General features: G+C 67.3%; 15 protein-coding genes and 1 tRNA gene. 7 read left to right on the top strand and 9 right to left on the bottom strand.

The window, feature by feature from the left end; genetic code table 11:
* Positions 1-103: 103 nt before the first annotated feature.
* Together ACFQ2S_RS14395 and ACFQ2S_RS14390 are read right to left on the bottom strand one after the other, a co-directional pair.
* Positions 104-853 (bottom strand): DsbA family protein, encoded by a 750-nt coding sequence (locus ACFQ2S_RS14395; protein WP_386075464.1) that lies wholly within the window; start codon positions 851-853, stop codon positions 104-106.
* Positions 850-2,205 carry a M48 family metalloprotease gene (locus ACFQ2S_RS14390; RefSeq protein WP_386075463.1) on the bottom strand — a complete coding sequence of 452 codons (1,356 nt, stop codon included), beginning with the start codon at positions 2,203-2,205 and terminating at the stop codon, positions 850-852. The genes ACFQ2S_RS14395 and ACFQ2S_RS14390 overlap by 4 nt, the downstream gene beginning before the upstream one ends.
* Positions 2,206-2,272: 67 nt before the next feature.
* On the opposite strand from ACFQ2S_RS14390, the gene ACFQ2S_RS14385 reads away from it, so the two are divergent.
* Together ACFQ2S_RS14385 and ACFQ2S_RS14380 are read left to right on the top strand one after the other, a co-directional pair.
* Positions 2,273-3,412 (top strand): pyridoxal phosphate-dependent aminotransferase, encoded by a 1,140-nt coding sequence (locus ACFQ2S_RS14385; RefSeq protein WP_386075461.1) that lies wholly within the window; start codon positions 2,273-2,275, stop codon positions 3,410-3,412.
* 174 nt (positions 3,413-3,586) lie between these two features.
* Entirely contained in the window at positions 3,587-4,807 is a 1,221-nt protein-coding gene (locus ACFQ2S_RS14380; protein ID WP_386075460.1) for an N-acetylmuramoyl-L-alanine amidase, read from the top strand.
* On the opposite strand, the gene ACFQ2S_RS14375 is transcribed toward ACFQ2S_RS14380, so the two are convergent.
* Positions 4,794-5,408: an SAM-dependent methyltransferase gene (locus tag ACFQ2S_RS14375; RefSeq protein WP_386075459.1), complete on the bottom strand. Its 615-nt coding sequence runs from the start codon at positions 5,406-5,408 to the stop codon at positions 4,794-4,796. The genes ACFQ2S_RS14380 and ACFQ2S_RS14375 overlap by 14 nt on opposite strands.
* A gap of 200 nt (positions 5,409-5,608) precedes the next feature.
* On the opposite strand from ACFQ2S_RS14375, the gene ACFQ2S_RS14370 reads away from it, so the two are divergent.
* The 3 genes from ACFQ2S_RS14370 (at position 5,609) to ACFQ2S_RS14360 (ending at position 10,311) form a co-directional block, all read left to right on the top strand.
* The gene (locus ACFQ2S_RS14370) at positions 5,609-8,128 is read left to right on the top strand and encodes a penicillin-binding protein 1A (RefSeq protein WP_386075457.1); all 2,520 of its coding nucleotides are present in this window, start codon (positions 5,609-5,611) and stop codon (positions 8,126-8,128) included.
* A gap of 117 nt (positions 8,129-8,245) precedes the next feature.
* On the top strand, positions 8,246-9,370 hold the full coding sequence (prfB, locus tag ACFQ2S_RS14365) for a peptide chain release factor 2 (protein WP_386075455.1): 1,125 nt from the start codon (positions 8,246-8,248) through the stop codon (positions 9,368-9,370).
* A gap of 140 nt (positions 9,371-9,510) precedes the next feature.
* Positions 9,511-10,311: a DUF2189 domain-containing protein gene (locus tag ACFQ2S_RS14360; protein ID WP_386075453.1), complete on the top strand. Its 801-nt coding sequence runs from the start codon at positions 9,511-9,513 to the stop codon at positions 10,309-10,311.
* Between the two features lie 74 nt (positions 10,312-10,385).
* Here the strand turns inward: ACFQ2S_RS14360 and ACFQ2S_RS14355 are convergent, their stop codons facing one another.
* The 4 genes from ACFQ2S_RS14355 to ACFQ2S_RS14340 form a co-directional block, all read right to left on the bottom strand.
* On the bottom strand, positions 10,386-10,889 hold the full coding sequence (locus ACFQ2S_RS14355; protein ID WP_386075451.1) for a bactofilin family protein: 504 nt from the start codon (positions 10,887-10,889) through the stop codon (positions 10,386-10,388).
* On the bottom strand, positions 10,879-12,198 hold the full coding sequence (locus ACFQ2S_RS14350; RefSeq protein WP_386075450.1) for a DUF5930 domain-containing protein: 1,320 nt from the start codon (positions 12,196-12,198) through the stop codon (positions 10,879-10,881). The genes ACFQ2S_RS14355 and ACFQ2S_RS14350 overlap by 11 nt, the downstream gene beginning before the upstream one ends.
* A gap of 208 nt (positions 12,199-12,406) precedes the next feature.
* Positions 12,407-13,237, bottom strand: coding sequence for a ferritin-like domain-containing protein (locus ACFQ2S_RS14345; protein ID WP_386075448.1), 831 nt, complete (start codon positions 13,235-13,237; stop codon positions 12,407-12,409).
* Positions 13,238-13,328: 91 nt separating this feature from the next.
* Positions 13,329-13,790 carry a peroxiredoxin gene (locus ACFQ2S_RS14340; RefSeq protein ID WP_386075446.1) on the bottom strand — a complete coding sequence of 154 codons (462 nt, stop codon included), beginning with the start codon at positions 13,788-13,790 and terminating at the stop codon, positions 13,329-13,331.
* A gap of 96 nt (positions 13,791-13,886) precedes the next feature.
* Here ACFQ2S_RS14340 and ACFQ2S_RS14335 point away from each other — a divergent pair, with 96 nt between their 5' ends.
* Together ACFQ2S_RS14335 and queA are read left to right on the top strand one after the other, a co-directional pair.
* A complete protein-coding gene (locus tag ACFQ2S_RS14335) occupies positions 13,887-17,300 on the top strand; it encodes a YhdP family protein (protein WP_386075444.1) in 3,414 nt (1,137 codons plus the stop codon).
* A 2-nt stretch (positions 17,301-17,302) separates the two neighbouring features.
* Positions 17,303-18,349: a tRNA preQ1(34) S-adenosylmethionine ribosyltransferase-isomerase QueA gene (gene queA, locus ACFQ2S_RS14330; protein ID WP_386075442.1), complete on the top strand. Its 1,047-nt coding sequence runs from the start codon at positions 17,303-17,305 to the stop codon at positions 18,347-18,349.
* 60 nt (positions 18,350-18,409) lie between these two features.
* Here queA and ACFQ2S_RS14325 read toward each other — a convergent pair.
* Both ACFQ2S_RS14325 and ACFQ2S_RS14320 read right to left on the bottom strand, forming a co-directional pair.
* A tRNA-Gly gene (locus tag ACFQ2S_RS14325) sits at positions 18,410-18,484 on the bottom strand.
* 109 nt (positions 18,485-18,593) lie between these two features.
* Positions 18,594-18,947, bottom strand: a complete 354-nt coding sequence (locus ACFQ2S_RS14320; RefSeq protein WP_386075529.1) for an MAPEG family protein — start codon at positions 18,945-18,947, stop codon at positions 18,594-18,596.
* Positions 18,948-19,020 lie beyond the last annotated feature (73 nt).

Genomic DNA, 19,020 nt, shown 5'->3' with positions numbered 1-19,020 from the left:
CCCAATCCTGTAGATCGCCACGGTTTGCCGTGACTTATGGGGACAACCTATCCAAACGGCAACCGCAGGCAAAGCACCGGTTTCGCATGACGGGTTGCGCGGTTCAGCTGCCTTCGCGCACCTGCTCCACGACGTTCATCATGCTCTCAAGCGGAAGGTAACCGCGCAGCATCTGGTCCCCGACGACGAACGTGGGCGTGCCGGAGATCTGCATGCGCTGCGCCAGCGCGTGGTTCTCGGCGATGATGGCGTCGATCTCAGGGTTGTCCATGGCCTCGATGATCGGATCGGCCTCAAGGCCCAGATCGGAGGCGATCGCACGGATCGTCACGTCGTTGATCTCGCCACGGAAGGCGATCAGCGCGTCATGCGCCGCCTTGTAGGCCTCGTCGCCATGCGCAATTCGGGTCGCCAGCGCCATCCGCGTGGACAGGACCGACTGCTCGCCCAGGATCGGGAATTCCTTGAGGATCAGGCGGATGTTGCCGTCGGTGGAGACCAGCTGTTCAACCTCCGGAAAGGCCTTGCGGCAGTAGCTGCACCGGTAATCGGTGAACTCGACGATGGTCACGTCGCCGTCCGGGTTGCCGCCGACCCAGCTGGTCTCGGACTCGAAGAGATCGGCTGCGTTGGATTTCACCAGATCCACGTCGTCCTGCGCCTGCTGGTCCTGTTGGCGCTGTTCCAGCACAGCGATCGCTTCCATCAGCACCTCGGGATTTTCCAGCAGATAGGCCCGGACCTCGGCGCGGAAGGCGTCCCGCTCGGCGTCGGTCAGGGCGGAGAGGTCCGACGCGGCGGCCGGAACAGCAAGGCCGATCGCGAGTGCGGCGGCGAGGGGAAGGGCTTTCATTGGCGGGTTTTCCTTTTGGATTGGGTCTCGGCCGCGAGCACAATGTCCTGTGCACGGCGCCACCCGGTGGAACCGCGGGGCAGCAGCCCCGAGGCGCGTTTGGCATGAACTTCGGCATCCTGCAACCGACCGGCAAGCGCATAGCGTTCCGCAGTCACGACGGAGGCCATGCCAGGCTGGCCGGCCCGGGAATAGGCGAGACCGAGGTCGCGCAGGACGGACGGGTTGAGCGTGTCTCGGGCGCGCGACCGCTCGAGGACCTCCAAGGCTTTCGCATTCGATGCGGCAGTGTCCTGAGCCAAAAGCGCGCTGCCGTATTCCGCAAGGATCAGCGGCTCGTTGGGCGCCAGGTTCACGGCTTGCGCATAGGCGGCGGCCGAGGCATCGAACTGGCGCGCCTCCATCAGGATCCAGGCCTTCAGCTCGTGGGCATAGGCATCGTCGGGCCGCTTGGCGATGAGCTGGTCGGCCGCGGCCAGCGCGGGCTGGAACTGGCGCGCCTGGTTGTTGGCCACGGCTCTCGCGATCAGCGCGGGGTCGGAGCTGTCGCCCTTGCCGATCCGCCGCAGCGTCCAGCTCGGATTTCTCATGTAGGCGGACAGTTTGGCATGGGCGCGGGCGTACCAGTAGGCGGAGGCCGCATCGGTGCCCTCGATCCCCTTGCCCTGCGCGGCGGCATGGCCCCGCGCTGCGCGCAAGCGATCTCGCGACAGCGGGTGGCTCAACACGTACGGATCCTGCCGCGCGGCGGAGAGCGCCTCCTGGCCGTTGAATATCTCCAGCGCATCCACCATGCCTTGCGGCGACACGCCGGCCCGCGCCATGTAGCGAAGGGCCGATTGATCGGCGGAGGCCTCCTCCGCCCGCGTGTGGCTCAGAAAGACCCGTTGCGCCGAACTCTGGCTGCCGATCGCCAGCCCGGCGGCCGCGGCCGGGCTCTGGCTTGCCACCAGCGCGGAGAGCGCCAGGCCGGCCATCGCCGCGGTGCGGGCGTTCTGCGCGTTGATCGGCCGGCGGGCGAGGTGGCCATTGGCGATATGAGCGACCTCGTGGGCGATCACCCCCTGCAGCATCTCCGGCCGTTCCATCTTCAGCAGCAGGCCGGAGTGTATGAAGATCGTTCCCGAATCCAGCACGAAGGCATTCAGGCTGCTGTCCTCCATCACCAGGATGTCGATCTGCGAGGGCGAGAGGCCGGCAGCGGCGATGATCGGGCGCGCCAACTCCCGGAGCGAGCGTTCGAGTTCGGCATCGCGCAGGATCGTGCGTGCCGAGGCCGGCAGGCTCACGGCCAGCGACAACGCCGCGGCCACCGCCAGCGCGCCGAGCCTCTTCGCGATCCCCCCTGCCATTGATGCTCCCGCCCCGGTTGAGATATGCCCCGCGGGGCAGAATACGGGTCGAGTAAAGGAGAAAGCGATGCGGGCATCAAGGCGTGGCGAGGTCGATCCCTTCATCGTGATGGATGTCATGGAGGCGGCGCGGCAGGCCGAGGCGGCCGGGCGGCGGGTCGTTCACATGGAAGTCGGTCAGCCCGGAACGCCCGCACCGGCCGGCGCCCGCGCGGCCCTAGCCCGGGCGATGGAGGCGGAGGCGCTCGGCTATACTGTCGCCCTCGGCCTTCCGGCGCTGCGCCAGCGCATCGCCCGGCTCTATCGCGACTGGTACGGGCTCGACCTGAACCCCGACCGGGTGATCGTGACGCCCGGTTCCTCCGGCGCCTTCCTGCTCGCCTTCACCGCGCTCTTCGAGGCCGGCGACAGGGTGGGGCTGGGAGAGCCCGGCTATCCATCTTACCGGCAGATCCTGAAAGCGCTGAGCCTGGAGCCGGTCGGCATCCAGACGGCCATGCAGCACCGCCTGCAGCCGGTGCCCGAAGATGTGCCGGACGGGCTTGCCGGCCTGATCGTCGCCTCGCCCGCCAACCCGTCCGGCACCATGCTCTCCCGCGAGGCGCTGGCCGGCCTGATCGCGCGCGCCGCGGAGACCGGCGCGGCCTTCGTCTCGGACGAGATCTACCACGGCATTCAGTACGAGGGCCGGGCGATCAGCGCGCTCGAAATCAGCGACGACGTCTGCGTGATCAATTCCTTCTCCAAGTATTTCTCGATGACCGGCTGGCGCGTCGGCTGGATGGTGGTGCCCGAGGCCGAGGTGCGCCGCTACGAACGGCTTGCTCAGAACCTCTTCATCTGCCCGCCCCATGCCAGCCAGGTGGCCGCACTCGCCGCGATGGACTGCGATGCCGAACTGCAGGCCAATCTCGCCGTCTACACCGAGAACCGCCGGCTGATGCTGGACGGGCTGCCAAGGGCCGGCTTCACCCGCATCGCCCCGCCGGACGGCGCATTCTACATCTATGCCGATGTGTCCGACCTCACCGCCGACAGCCTCGCCTTCAGCCGCGAGATCCTCGACCAGGCCGGCGTCGCGGTGACACCGGGTCTCGATTTCGACCCGCGCCGGGGGCAGGGCACATTGCGCTTTTCCTATGCCCGCGCCACCGCCGACATCGCCGAGGGGCTGGAGCGGCTTCACGACTTCATGAGCCGGCGCTAGCGGCCGGCGCGCCCGCCGCTCCCGGCGCACGCCATATCCTTCTTCTGTCACGAAATATCCCGGGGTCCGGGGCAGCGCCCCGGCCGCCCTGTGGGGCCCGCGCGACGCTTCAATTCAAGGGCAAAACGCGATAGGGTCGGCCCAACAAACAAACAAACGATTCCGGGCAGGCTCATGATCAGGTTCTTCGCGTTGCTGCTGGCAGCAATGCTTTTGATTCCATGTACAGTTTCGGCGCAGGGGCTGTTCGCCCTGGCGCGGCTCGATCCCGAGCGCTCCGCGATCGTCGATCGCAGCGAGGGGCTCGACCTCGTGCTGACGATCAGCCAGCCGGTGCCCTACCGGGTGCAGACGCTGGCCGATCCGCCGCGTCTGGTGCTGGACTTCCGGGAGGTCGATTTCGACCGGCTGCGCCCGGGCGATCTCGGCTTCAGCGAGGCGGTGCAGAGCGTGCGCCACGGCACGGTGCAGGCAGGCTGGTCGCGGCTGGTGCTGGATCTGGCCGGGCATTATGCCGTCGACAGCGCCGGAATGGAGACCGACGCCGGCGACGGCAGCGCGCGGATCGAGGTGCGGCTGAGCCGGACCGATCCCACGACCTTCGCCGCGCGCTCCGGCAGCGACCGAAGCCAGGCCTTCCCACGCGAAACGGAGAGCAACCGCCCGGCGCGCCGCCGTCTTGGTGAGGACGAAAAGCTCACTGTGGTCATCGACCCCGGCCATGGCGGCATAGACCCAGGCGCCGTGCGCGACGGCGTCCACGAGGCCGAACTCGTGCTGACCTTCGCCCGCGATCTGCGCGAAGCCCTGCTGCGGGCCGAGGGTTTCGAGGTGGCGATGACCCGCGATGTCGATGAATTCGTCTCGCTCGAGGCGCGGATCGACGTAGCCCGGCGGGCCGGCGGCGAGGTCTTCCTGTCGCTCCATGCCGACGCCGTGGTCGAGGGGATCGCCCGCGGTGCGCAGGTCTATACGCTTTCCGAGGAAGCCTCGTCGCGCGCCTCCGCCAAGCTCGCCGAGGGGCACGACCGGGCAGACCTGCTGGCCGGCGTCGATCTCACGGATCAGGACGACGAGGTTGCCCGCGTCCTGATGTCGATCGCCCGGACGGAGACCTCGCCACGCACCGAGGCGCTGGCCGATGCGCTGGTCACCGGGTTTCGGGATGCCGGCGTGCGGCTGCACAAGCGGCCGCGAGAACAGGCCGGTTTCTCGGTGCTCAAATCGCCTGATATTCCCTCTGCCCTGATCGAGCTTGGCTTCATGTCGAGCCCGGGCGAGCTGGAAAAGCTGCAGGACCCTGCCTGGCGCAGGTCCGCCGTCGAAGCCATCGTTGCGGGGCTGACCGCCTGGGCTGAGGATGATCGCGCCCGCGCCGCGCTCAGGCGCCAGTAGGCGCGAACCTCGCCAGCCAGATGGTATGCCCGGCACAGTCCGGGTCCTCCGGCGCATAGGCCAGCACCTCGAAGCCCTGCGCCGCCATCTCGGCGCGGAACTCATGCGGATCAAGGCTGGCGTGATAGACCGGCGCCCCGGCAACCGCGCCGTATCGGACGCCTGCCTCCGGACCGGAGGTGAACATCAGCGCCGCGCCCGGTGCCGCGTGCGCGGCGAAGGTTCGGAACATGGCGCGCTGATCCTCCGGCGGCAGGTGGAAGAAGCTGTTCCACGCCAGGATCGCGTCGAATTGCTCGCCCAGGGCGAGTGTCCGCATGTCGCAATGATGCACCGGGCGGTCGGGCAGGGTCCGGGCGAAGAGGCGGCACATGCTGGCCGCGCCGTCCACGCCGGTCACCTCCGCGCCGTGGGTCGCCAGCCAGAGGGCAATGGGCCGGCCAGACCCGCAGCCGAGATCGAGCACGCGCGGCCCCGGCGCCGCATCGAGAAACTCCCGCAGCCAGCCCGCCTCGTAGAGCGCCTGCGAGCGTTCGGCGGCCCAGTCGGGGCCGACGCGGTCGTAGGTTGGCAAGATGTCGTCGGGAGAGGGGCGGGGCATGGCGCACCCTAGGCCGGCCGCCCCCGGTCCGCCAGTCCGGTTCCAAGGATCGCGGGGCCAGCCGCGTCCTACCGTGCAGGCCGCTCTTACGCAGACGTGACCGCAAAGAAGGCGCCATGTCGCCGATTACCGGGCCGGTTGCTTTTGACCCCTAACCGCAGCTTGCGTATAACCGCGCCAAGCACAGACAGGACCTTTGCATGATCCGCGCCCTCTTCAGCCTTCTCGGCGGAATATTCACGCTCGTCGTCACCGGCGCGCTCTTCGTGGCGCTGCTGGCCGGTGGGGTCATCTGGATGTACGCCCGCGATCTGCCCGACCACGAGGAACTGGCGCGCTACACGCCCAAGACGATCAGCCGGGTTTATTCCGGCGAGGGCGAGATCATCGACGAATTCGCCACCGAACGCCGCCTCTTCGTCCCGGCCGAGGACATCCCGCCGCTGGTGAAGCAGGCCTTCATCTCGGCGGAAGACAAGAACTTCTACGAGCACAAGGGCTATGACCCCGCCGGTATCGCCAAGGCGGCGCTGGATGCGGCGCAGGGCGGCCGGCTGCGCGGCGCCTCGACCATCACCCAGCAGGTGATGAAGAACTTCCTGCTCAGCTCCGACCGCTCCGTCGAGCGCAAGATGAAGGAAATTCTGCTCGCCGCCCGCGTGGAACAGGCGCTCGACAAGGAAAAGATCCTAGAACTCTATCTCAACGAGATCTTCCTCGGCCAGAACTCCTACGGCGTCGCCGCCGCCGCACAGACCTATTTCAACAAGTCCCTCGTCCAACTGGAGCCGCACGAGGCGGCCTACCTCGCTGCGTTGCCCAAGGCGCCGTCGAACTACCATCCCGTCACCCAGAAGGAAGAGGCGACGATCCGGCGCGACTTCGTGCTGCGCGAGATGTTCGAGAACGGCTATCTCGACCGCGTGACCTACGAGGCCGAAGTGGCGAAACCGCTCCGCAGCGTGCAGAACGGCGACTTCCCCTCGTTCCGCCGCAGCCTGCCGCCGCGCGACTACTTCACCGACGAGATCCGCCGCCAGCTGTCGAGCGAGTTCGGCCGCGACGAGTTCTTCGGCGGCGGTCTGACGATCCGCGCAACGGTCGACCCGGACCTTCAGGTCGAGGCGGCGCAATCCCTGCGCAAGGCGCTGGAAGATTATGACCGCAGCCGCGGAATCTGGAACAAGAGCCGCCGGAAGATCCCGGCCGAGGCGCTGGAGAGCGAGGAAAGCTGGCGCGCGGCGCTTGCCGAAGTGACCATCGCGCGCGACATCGAGCTCGATGGCACCTGGTATCCGGCCGTGGTGCTCGAGATCGCCGACCAGTCGATGACGCTCGGCGCGGAAGGTGTCGAAGGCACGATCCAGGTTCCGCGCGAGGACATCGCCTGGATCAAGGGTGACTTCGCCGCCAATTTCGAGCGCGGGGACGTGGTCCACGTGCGCCGGATGACCCAGGACGGCGAGTTCCTGCGCTGGTCCCTCCGCCAGGTGCCGCGGGTGCAGGGCGCCTTCGTCGCCATGGACGTGCACACAGGCCGCGTGCTGGCGATGCAGGGCGGCTTCTCCTACCAGGCCTCGGTCTTCAACCGCGCGACGCAGGCGACCCGCCAGCCTGGCTCGGCGTTCAAGCCCTTCGTCTATGCCGCGGCGCTCGATTCCGGCTACACGCCCGCAACCATCGTGGTCGATGCGCCGATCGAGATCGACACGCCCGAGGGTGTCTGGCGGCCGAAGAACGCGTCGAACAAGTTCTACGGCCCGACCCCGCTGCGCACCGGCATCGAGCGCAGCCGGAACCTGATGACCATCCGCCTCGCGCAGGAGGTCGGCATGGATACCGTCGCCCGCTACGCCGAGGATTTCGGGGTCTACGATCACCTCGGTCGCTACCTCGCCAACGCGCTCGGCAGCCAGGAGACCACGCTCTACAAGATGGTCGCGGCCTATTCGATGTTCGCCAACGGGGGGGAACGCGTGGAGCCGACGCTGGTTGACCGGGTGCAGGACCGTTGGGGCGCGACCGTCTACAAGCAGGATCAGCGTGTTTGCCCGGATTGCGAACTGGCCTCGCTCGAGCCCGGCTTCGCGCCGCGGATCATCTCGGACCGCAAGCGGGCGATCGACGCGATTACCGCCTACCAGCTGACCTCGATGATGCAGGGTGTGGTGGAGCGCGGTACCGCGGCAGGAACCGTGGGCGCGGCCAACCTCGGCGTGCCAGTGGCCGGCAAGACCGGGACGACCAACGACGCCAAGGATGTTTGGTTCGTCGGCTTCACCTCCAACATCGCCGCCGGCTGCTACATCGGCTATGACCAGCCCCGCCCGCTGGGCAGCGGCGCCTCCGGTGGCGGCATGTGCGGCCCCGTCTTCACCCGGTTCATGCGCGAAGCGGTCGCCAAATACGGCGGGGGCCCGTTCGAGGTTCCGGAGGGCGGGTTCTTCGTCAAGATCGACCGGTTCACCGGCGCCCGGCTGTCGGATGACGCAACGGGCGATCACGTCGTGGCGGAGTACTTCCGTATCGGTGAGGATCCGATCTTCGGCATCGGCGCGCTGGTGGACGGCGGCTTCGTCATGGGGGCCAACGTGCCGATGTTCTCGCGCGGCGAGGATGACGCCACCGAGAGTACCACCGTCACCACCTCGACCGGCCGCACCGTCCGGATCGCGCCCAAGGCGAGCTTCGGCTCGCTCAGCTCGGGCGGGCTCTACTGACACCCGCGCGTTCGGGCGGGCCGGGGGCTTCGGCTTGCGGCACGTCGGATGCCGGATTATATCAAGGGGCCGCGCGGCACTGCTGTCTGCGTGCCCAGTTTCGCTACAGGACCCCCAATGCGCGCCGAGACCCAGAATACCGTTGATGCCATCCGCAAGTCGCTGACGCTGCTCGGCCAGAGGATGGACCTCGAGACAGCCGACCACCGTCTGGAAGAGTTCAACGCGCGCGTCGAGGACCCGACCCTCTGGGACGATCCGGCCGCGGCGCAGAAGCTGATGCGCGAGCGCCAGATGCTGGTGGACTCGATGGCCAGCTATCGGGGCCTCGAGCAGGAGTTGAACGACAATATCGAGCTGATCGAGCTCGGCGAGATGGAAGAGGACGAGGAGGTCGTTACCGAGGCCGAGACCGCGCTGAAGGCGCTGGCCGAGAAAGCCGCCGAGAAGGAGCTCGAAGCCCTGCTCGACGGCGAGGCTGACGGCAACGACACCTTCCTCGAGATCAACGCCGGCGCCGGTGGCACCGAGGCCTGCGACTGGGCGGCGATGCTGCAGCGGATGTACGTCCGCTGGGCCGAGAAGCGCGGCTACAAGGTGGAGCTGCAATCCGAGGAAGCGGGCGCCGAGGCCGGCATCAAGTCCGTCGCTTACAAGATCTCCGGACCCAACGCTTATGGCTGGCTCAAGTCCGAGAGCGGCGTGCACCGGCTGGTGCGGATCTCGCCCTTCGGCAAGGGCACCCGCGAGACTTCTTTCGCCTCCGTCTGGGTCTACCCGGTTGTCGACGACAATATCGAGATCGAGGTGAACCCGGCCGACATCCGGATCGACACCTATCGCTCCTCGGGTGCGGGCGGTCAGCACGTGAACACCACCGACTCCGCCGTCCGGATCACCCACGCGCCCACCGGCATTGTCGTGACCTCGTCTGAGAAGTCGCAGCACCAGAACCGCGACATCGCCATGAAGGCGCTGAAATCGCGGCTCTACCAGATGGAACTGGATCGGCGGAACGAGGCGATCAACGAGGCCCACGCCGCCAAGGGCTCGGCCGGCTGGGGCAACCAGATCCGCTCCTACGTCCTGCAGCCCTACCAGATGGTCAAGGACCTGCGGACCAACCACGAGACCTCCGACACGCAGGGCGTGCTCGACGGCGACCTGGACGCCTTCATGGGCGCGACGCTCGCAATGGACGTGGCCGGGAAGAGCCGCAGCGAGGCCCGGGCGGAGGACTGACGCGCCGGCCTTCCGGCGACGGCCGTAACGCGCGGCTAAGACAGGCCCCCTCTGCGCTCCGTCGTAATCCGCAAGGCACTTGATTTGCGCCGCCCCGGGCGGTCATTCTCCCATGGCCGGCAGGCAGGGGAGGACAATGCATGACAGATACCGTGGTGCCAGAGGCATCGCCACGCCCGGATATCGCCATCCTGGACCGGAGCGATCTCGTATATGCGCTCGACATGGGCTGGAAGGATTTCCGCAAGGCCCCTTTCTTCGGTCTCGTGTTCTCCGGAGTCTATGTGCTGGGCGGGCTGTTCCTCGCCTTCGTCTCGGGCGGGTTCGTCACGCAGACCGTCATCCTGGCTCTCGGCTTCCCGCTCATCGCCCCTTTTGCCGCTGTCGGGCTCTACGAGACCAGCCGTCGGATCGAGGAGGGCCGGCCGCTCGACCTGTACCAGATCTTTGGCGTGATCTGGAACGAGAAGGACAGGCAAATCCCCTGGGTGGGCGCGATCATCGTGATCTACTTCCTGTTCTACAGTTTCCTCGCCCATATGATCTTTGCGCTTTTCATGGGGCTCTCGGTGATGACCAACGTGACCTCCTCCTACGAGGTCTTCCTGACCACGAACGGGCTGACGATGATCGGCGTGGAACTCGCCGTGGGCGCGGTGCTGGGCTTCATCCTGTTTGGCCTCACCGTCTTCTCGCTGCCGCTTCTGGTCGACAAGGAGATCGACTTCATGACGGCAATGCTGCTGAGCTTTGAGGCGGTCCGGGAGAATGCCGGCGTGATGCTGCTCTGGGCCATGGTGATCGCCATCTACATCGTGCTGGCGATGATCCCGGCCTTTCTCGGGCTGCTTGTGGCGCTGCCGGTGTTGGGGCACGCGACCTGGCATCTCTATCGCCGCGCGCTGATCCATCCCGGCGAGGAGGACAAGCGCACCGCGTAAGGCGCCTGCGGAAATGAAAAAACGGGCGGGGCCTCGTGCCGCCGCCCGTTCGGGTTCTTCGCCTCGATAAGGCCTCAGCCTTCGGTCGTCACCTGGGCCTTCGCGGCCGCGCGCTGCTGGCCGCCGGTGCTCAGCGGATCGTCCTGCCGCTGCACGGAGCCTTCGAAATGCGCACCGCTTTCGATGGCAATGGTCTTGTGGATGATGTCGCCCTCGACCTTCGCGGTGGAGGTCAGGCGAACCTTGAGGCCGCGCACGCGGCCAACGATCCGCCCGTTGATCACGACGTCGTCGGCGACGCATTCTCCGCGGATCGTGGCGTTCTCGCCGATGGTCAGCAGGTGGGCGCGGATGTCGCCCTCCACGGTGCCTTCGACCTGGATGTCGCCGGTGGTCTTCAGGTTGCCGGTGATCGTCAGGTCCGACGACAGAACCGATGCCGGCGGCTTTGCCTTGGGCGCGGCGGGCTGGGTGTCCATCGGGGGCAGACCGCTCGACTTCTTGGCGATGTCGGGCGCCTTGGACGCATCGGTGTCCTTCGCCGGGCCAGGCTCGTTGATTCGGCTCTTAGAAAACATCTTTGGCTGCCTTGATAAAGTTCATAGGGTTCACGGGCTTTCCGTTCACATGCACCTCGTAGTGCAGGTGGGTGCCGGTCGACCGTCCGGTATTGCCCATATCACCGATCCTCTGTCCTTTCGAGACCCTTTGACCCTCTTTGACGTGCAGGCGCGACATGTGGGCGTACCAGGTTTCGATGCCGAATTCGTGGCGCACCTTGACCATGCGTCCGAAGCCGGAATGCCAGCCCGCCTGCACCACGACGCCGTCTGCGGTTGCATAGATCGGCGTGCCGTGGCTGCCGGCGAAGTCGGTGCCGTTATGCATCCGTCCCCAGCGGGGGCCGAAGCCGCTGGTGAAACGGAAGGAATCCTTGAGCGGCATGCCGAACGGCGCCTTTTCGGCGGCGATCCGGTAGAGGTTCATCCGGTCGAGCCCCTTGAGCAACGTATTGGCGCGCGCCTCATCGGCAGAGGGTTCCATGCCCTTGGTGGAGAAGGAGATCGGCGTCAGCGGGCCGCCCTGGCCGGAATAGCCGCGGCGCACCGCGTCCAGCAGGCGCTCGGGTGGCAGGCCTGCGCTCTTGAACATCTTCTCCAGCGGCTCCACGGATACGGTCAGCGCCTCTTCCAGCTGCGTGAAGATCTTCTCGTTGCGGTCGAGGATCAGGTCGCGCTCGTAGGCGGCGGCCTCGGCCTCTTCCAGCGCGGCGGCGGCTTCCTCGGCCATGCTGTCGCGCTCGGTGGCGGTCCGCTCCAGCGCGGCGTTCAGGAAGTCCAGCGTGGCGTCAACCTCGGCGAGGGAGGCCTTTTCGCTTTCGCTCTCCGCGCGCCCTTCGAGCACCGCGACCACCGCTTCCTTCTCCTCGCGGGCCTGATCACGCTCGTTGATCGTGCGGCGCAGCGCGGTCTGCACGACGCCGATTCCGGTCTCCAACTCGTGGCGGCGGCTCTCGGAGGTCAAAAGCTGCGACTGCATCGCCGAAACCTGCTCGAGCGCGGCGTTGAACCGCTCGTGGGCGGCGAGCGCCTGAGCCTCGGCGGCTTCTCGCGCCAAAGACAGCTCGTTCAGCCGCTCTTCATAGAGCGCGCGGTCACGACCTGCCTGCTCTCGGATATTGCCGGCCCCGATCGAGTCCATCAGCAGCACGGAGGATGCGATGATCGCCCAGCCTATCGTCGCGGCCGAGCCGAAGAGTGCGAGCGCCTGGGTCCCGGGCCGCAGCCGGATGAAGCGGGTTTTGTCGTCGGAGCGCAGGAACAGGCGCTGTTCCGGAAACCATCGTTCGAAGAAGTTGTGAATGCGGTCGTTCAGTCGCGTGCGCAATGCCCGTCCCCGTTCTCAGGATCATTTAAGCGATCCGACGTCGTGCCGATCCCCGCGGCCGCCGGTTCGCATCGGGCTTACGGCGCGGTCGGTCTCGGTGCAAGATTTATGGGCGGATCGATTGTTTGGGACGCAGTTGCACCGTGAAACCGGCAAGTTTTCGCCGATGAATCGAGGGCTTCGCGGGCAAGATGCGGCGTATCTGTGCTCAGTTGGCGCCCGCGCCGTCTGCAAGCGGCCAGTAGAAATCGGGCGGAATCCCAGCCTCGGAACGCTTCTCCTCGTTAAAGGGCGGCTTCAGCGGGCCGTGGAAATAGCGGTTCACGAGGTCCTGGAAGACCTCCACCGGGTCGCGGTTTTCCCGGCCGCAGAGAAAGTGGAACCATTTCGATCCGTAGGCGACGTGGTGCACCTCCTCGGCATAGATCACCTCGAGCGCGGCGATGGTCTGCGCGTCGGCGGCCTTGCGGAAGATGCCGATCATCCCCGGCGTCACGTCGAGCCCGCGAGCCTCCAGCACCATCGGAACCACGGCAAGCCGGCCCAGCAGGTCCTCGGCGGTGTCCTCCGCAGCGCGCCACATGCCGGCATGGGCAGGCAGGGCACCGTAGTGGCTGCCCTGAGCTTCAAGACAGTCGCATATCAGGTTGAAATGCTTTGCTTCCTCGTCGGCGGACTTAACCCAGTCGTCGTAGAAGCCCAGCGGCATCGGCACATGTCCGAACCGAGCGATGATATCCCAGTGCAGGTCGACCGCGTTCAGCTCGATATGGGCCACCGCGTGAAGGATGGCGATCCGCCCCTGGGGAGAGCCCGGCCGGCGGCGCGGCACTTCGCGCGGGTCCAGCAGTTCCGGCCGTTCGGGGCGAGCAGGCTGGTGCGGCGGCGTCCCGGTGCCGATGGAGAGCGGCGTTCCGGCGGCGCGGGCCGCCTTCCAGGTTGCGGCGTGGCGGCGCGCGAGGGCGGTCTTTTTACGGCCATCGGCTGTCCGGAGCACCTCGCAGGCGAGATCTGTCAGGGTTGGCCCGGTCTGAGACATCTGCGCGCCCTCGCTCCGCGCCGGCTGCTGCGCCGGAGAATTCATGCCTCCGGCGGGCATATTTCGGGACAGGTGAAGATGCAACGCCGGCTCAGAGCCCGCGGACGGCCTCCAGCACGGCCTCGGCATGGCCGGGCACCTTTACCTTGGGCCAGACCTGACGGACGATGCCTTCGCCGTCGATCAGCACGGTGGTGCGCTCGATGCCCATGTAGGTCTTGCCATACATGCTCTTTTCCTTGAACACGCCATAGCGCTCGCAGACATCGCTCTCGGCATCGGACAACAGTGTGACACCGAGATCATGCTTGTCGCGGAACTTCTCGTGCTTCTGCACCGAGTCCTTGGAGACGCCCAGAACGACCGCGCCGGCGGCTTCGAACTCGGGCAGCGCCTCGGTGAAGGCGATGGCCTCCTTGGTACAGCCGCTGGTGTCGTCCTTCGGGTAGAAGTAGAGCACCACCGCTTTCGGCCTGAGCGCCGACAGGGTGATCTCGCCGCCACCGTCGCGGGGCAGGGTGAAGTCGGGAGCGGGGGAGCCGGTGTCGATCATGTGACTGTCATCCTTCGTTGGAGGGCATATGCTTTCTTTCTAGCTCCCGAACCGCGAAGATAAAGGTCCGGGGAGAATACCCCGCTAGGGAGAGGCGTGAAACAGCAGCACGATACCGGCATCGCGGCAGGCGGCGGCGCATCCGGGCCCGGCGACGGGCAGCCGGCGGGCGAGGCTTCGCGCGCCCGAAAGCCGGCGCGGCGAAAGCGGCGTATGCTGCTCTGGGTGCTCTTCGTTGTCTTCGACCTGGCGCTGGTGCTGGCGCTCGCGATCCTGCTGGGCGGGCTGATGCTTGCAGGGCGCGATCTGCCGGCGCCGGACTGGGTCGCGGAACGTGCGGGCGAAGTGCTGTCCCAGGGCCTCGGAGGCGGGCAGGTGGAGATCGGCGAGGTCACTCTGCGGCTGGAACACCGCGCCCTGCCGGAGATCGCTTTCGAAGCGGTGCGGGTCACCGCGCCCAACGGGGCGGATCTGGCCGAGATCCCGCGCCTTGGCGTCTCGCTCGACAAGAGCGCGCTGTTCGAGCGGCGGGTGCAACCCAAGGCGTTGAACCTGGAGGGCGCGGCCGTGCGGCTGCGTCGAAAGGAAGACGGCTCGCTCGACCTAGGTTTCGGGGGGGGCATGGGGATGGCTCGGCTCGGCTCGGTGGAGGAGGCGCTCGGCTTGGTTCGCAGGACGTTGACGCTGCCGGGGATCGCCCCGATCAAGCGGATCGATCTGCGCGGGCTCGACCTGGAGTTCAGCGACGAGCGTGCAGGCGAGGTCTGGCGTGTGCGCGACGGCAACCTGCTGGTCGAGCAGGACAGCGGCGCGCTGTCGGTCGCCGTGGATTTCGACATGCCGAAGGATGGCGACGGCGGCGCGGAGACGGATGCCACGGTCGCTCTGCGGCTGAGCATTGGCGAGGCGGGGGCGGGCGCGCAATTCTCGGCACTGGTCAAGAACGTGCCGGCGCGGGACATCGCGGCGCAGGCGCCGGCGCTGTCCTGGTTGAAACCGCTCGATGCGGAGGTCTCCGGCGCGCTGATCACCGGGCTCGACGAGGACGGCCGGATGGAGCCGCTGAACGGGACACTGGAAATCGGCAGCGGCGTGTTCCAGCCCGAGGCGGCGGCGCAGCCGATCCCGTTCGACGGGGCGCGGGCCTATTTCGGCTACCGGCCGCGGGAGGAGAAGCTCACCTTCCAGGAACTCGCCGTGAGCGCGCCCGATGGCAGCTTCACCGCCACCGGTCATGCCTATCTCGACGGCATGGAGACGGGCTGGCCGGAGGCGCTGGTCGGGCAGTTCCAGTTTACCGACGTGCGGCTCGACCCGCCGGGGTTCCTGCCGCGCCCGGCGCATTTCGATGGCGGGGCGGTGGATCTGAAGGTCTCGCTCGATCCGTTCGAGGCGAAGCTTGGCCAGATCGTGCTGACCACCTCCGATCCCGCGGCCGGCGAGGCCGCGGGTCTGAGCCGGTTGGAGGGATCGGGGCGGGTCACTGCGGATGGCGGCGGCTGGCACGTGGCGCTCGACCTCGGGGTGGACCAGATCGAGGCCGGCTCGCTCATGGCACTCTGGCCCTTTGCGATGGCGCCGCGCACCCGCGACTGGATCGACCGCAACCTGATCGGCGGGGTGGTGGAGAACGCCAGCGCCGGGCTGCGGCTCGACCAGGGCGCGCGCCCCGACCTTGCGGTGACCTTCGAGTTCCGCGATGCCGAGGTGCGCGCGCTGCAGAGCTTGCCGACGATCACCAAGGCCTCGGGATATGCCTCCACCGGGCGCGGGCAGTTCGCGCTCTCGCTGGACGCCGGCCAGGTCGTGCCGCCGCAGGGCGGGCCGCTGGACCTCGCGGGCTCGGTCTTCAAGGTCATGGACATGACGACGAACCCGCGGATCGCCGAGATCGAGTGGCATTCGACATCCTCGGTTACCGCCGCTCTTTCGTTGCTGGACCAGGAGCCGTTTCGCTTCCTTGAGAAGGCCGGTCAGCCGGTGGCACTTGCCGAGGGCCGGGCGGCCCTCGACGGCACGATCGCCTTTCCCATGAAGCGCGGCATTCGCGGGCCTGACGTGGAGTTCGACATCGCCGGCGATCTGACGGCGGTTTCGTCGGAGCTTGCTGTTCCCGGCCGGCGCCTCACTTCGGATCGGTTGTCCCTCGTGGCGCGGCCCGTCGGGCTGGCGCTTTCGGGTCCGGCGAGGCTCGATGGCGTGCCGTTCGATGGGATATTTGATCTGCCGCTCGGGACAGAAGCGGGGAGCCGTCCGGTCAACGTGGGCGGTACGATCCAGATCGGCGAGGAGTTCGTGCGAGCGTTCGGCATCGGTCTGCCGGAGGGCAGCGTTACCGGAGCGGGACCGGCGCTTTTCACGGTGGAACTGCCAGCGGGCGTACCGCCAGAGTATTCGCTTACCTCATCGCTGGAAGGCGTCGGGCTAGCGCTTCGGCCGCTCGGCTGGTCGCTGCCGGCATCCAGCGCTGGCTCTCTCTCGGTCTCGGGCAAGCTGGGGGCGAGCCCGTCTGTCGATGCGCTGACGCTGGAGGCCGCGGGCCTCTCCGCGCAGGGCAGCGTCAGCCTGTCAGAGGGCGGAGGGCTCGACCGGGCCCGGTTCGAGCGGGTGTCGCTTGGGGGGTGGCTTGATGCGCCGGTGACGCTGGTGGGCCGCGGTTCGGGGCAACCCCCGTCGATCACGGTTTCGAGCGGGCAGATCGATCTGCGCCGTGCCCGCGCCGCTGGCGGCGGTGGCGGCGGCGGCGGTAGCGGCGGTGGGCGCACCCCGATTTCTCTTTCGCTCGATCGGTTGCGGATCACCGACACGTTGTCCCTGGTGCCGTTTCGTGGCGACATCTCCGTCGCGGGCGGGTTCACCGGCAGTTTCTCTGGCAACGTTAACGGTGCGGCTCCGGTCAAGGGCACGATCCGTCCGGGCAAAGGCGGCGTGACAGCGGTGCGGGTGACATCGGACAATGCGGGCGCAGTCTTCAAGGCCGGGGGCTTTTTCCGGCAGGCGGAGGGCGGCAGCATGGAGCTGACGCTCGACCCCACCGACAAAGCCGGCGAATATGCGGGGCAACTCACGGTCAGTGACGTGCGGGTGCGCAGCGCCTCAGGCCTTGCCGCCCTGGCCAACTCGATATCGCTTGTCGGGCTGATCGACGAGATCAATGGCTCTGGCATCGTCTTCAGCGATGTCGAGGCCGCCTTCCGCTTGACGCCCAGCTACGTGCAGGTCACACGCTCCTCCGGCGTCGGGCCCTCGCTCGGCATCACCATGGAAGGGGTCTACGACTTGGCTGGCGGCATACTCGACATGCAGGGCGTCTTCTCGCCCGTCTACATGGTGAACTCGATTGGCTCGATCTTCACGCGGCGCGGCGAGGGTCTGTTCGGCGTGACTTACCGGATGCGCGGCCCGGCCTCGAACCCCTCGGTCGAGGTCAACCCGCTCTCCGCTCTGACGCCGGGGATGTTCCGCGAGATCTTTCGCGCGCCGCCGCCGACCCCGCGGAACGGGGGCTGATCATGCGGCTCTCGGATTTCGATTTCACGCTGCCCGAGGATCTGGTGGCGACCCGACCGGCGAACCCGCGCACCTCCGCCCGCCTGCTCGTGGCGGGCCCGGACACGATCACGGACGCCCGGGTTTCGAACCTGCCCGAGTTCCTGCGCCCCGGCGATAGGCTGGTGCTCAACAACACCAAGGTGATCCCGGCCCGGCTCTCCGGCATTCGCCGACGGGACGGGGCCGAAGGCGTCACCGAGGCGCGGATCGAGGTCACCCTGCTCGACCCGCGCGGCGACGGTAGCTGGCAGGCGCTTGCCAAGCCCGCCAAGAAGGTGCGCGACGGCGAGGAAATTCATTTCGGCTCCGGCTTCTCGGCCCGGGTTCTGGGCCGGTCCGAGGGGCAACTGACGCTCGATTTCACCCTGAAGGGCGATGATTTCGATGCCGCGCTCGATGCAGCCGGCGCGATGCCCCTGCCGCCCTACATCGCCGCCAAGCGCGCCGCGGACGAACAGGACCGCACCGACTACCAGACCGTCTTTGCACGCCACTCGGGCGCCGTCGCGGCCCCCACGGCGAGCCTCCATTTCGACCGGCCGCTGCTGGAGCGGATCGCCGCCATGGGGGTGGATTTCACCGAAGTCACGCTGCATGTCGGCGCGGGCACCTTCCTGCCAGTGAAGGTCGACGACGTCGCCGAGCACAAGATGCACGCCGAGTGGGGCGAGGTGACCGAGGCCGCCGCCGCCGAGATCAACGCCACCCGCGCCGCGGGCGGGCGGATTATCCCCGTGGGCACCACCGCCTGCCGGCTGATCGAGAGTGCGGCCACCGATGCGGGCCTCGCTCCCTGGCGGGGCGAGACCGACATCTTCATCCGACCCGGCTTCCGCTTCCGGGCGACCGACGCGCTGATGACCAATTTCCACCTTCCGAAATCGACGCTGATGATGTTAATCTCGGCGCTGATAGGGCGGGAGCGGGTGATGGAGATCTACGACCACGCGATCTCCGAACGCTACCGCTTCTTCTCATACGGAGACGCATCGCTGCTTATCCCGTGACACGCGCATATCGCGTGGCCGGGGCTGCCCCATATGGTGTCGATGTCGTTAAGATCTCTTTGGAGCGGGCGATGAGATTCGAACTCACGACCCTTACCTTGGCAAGGTAATGCTCTACCCCTGAGCTACGCCCGCGTCCTAGAGTGAGCGGGGATTTAGCGAGTGGCGCGGGGGGCTTCAAGGGGAAAACGCGCCTCCCGCGCGAAAAATCGCCCAGCCCGCCCGGAGGCCGCGACGGGGCGGCTCAGAGGATCGACAGGTAGATGTTGGCCAGCGCCGCCAGCACCAGCATCACGAAGGTCAGCACCATCCCCACCTGCCGGGCCTGCATGATCTGCGGCACGGAGCCGAGACCCACGGCATGGGCAACCCGTCCCAGAAACAGCATCGCGCCAAGCACGTGAACGCTCCAGCCCGGCATCCCCTGAAGCTCGGCCATGGCAAGCAGGAGCAGGCCGAAAGGCGCGTATTCCGCGCAATTCGCCTGCACGCGCACCCGTTGCAGCAAAGCGGCGTCCGCGCCGTCGCCGATCGAGACATTGGCTGCGATGCGTTGGCGGATCACCCGCGCACTCAGCGCAACGAAGAGGAGGGCCAGCAGGCCAGCCTACAGGGGGGATATCACGAGCATGCATAGCACCTTGGATTGTTGCCGAAGAGGATATGGCGGA

Origin of the sequence: Tropicimonas aquimaris (genome assembly GCF_042676185.1) — a bacterium.
Taxonomy (GTDB): domain Bacteria; phylum Pseudomonadota; class Alphaproteobacteria; order Rhodobacterales; family Rhodobacteraceae; genus Tropicimonas; species Tropicimonas aquimaris.
Note: the sequence above shows the minus strand (reverse complement) of the source record. Positions and strands in the feature narration are given on the sequence as shown.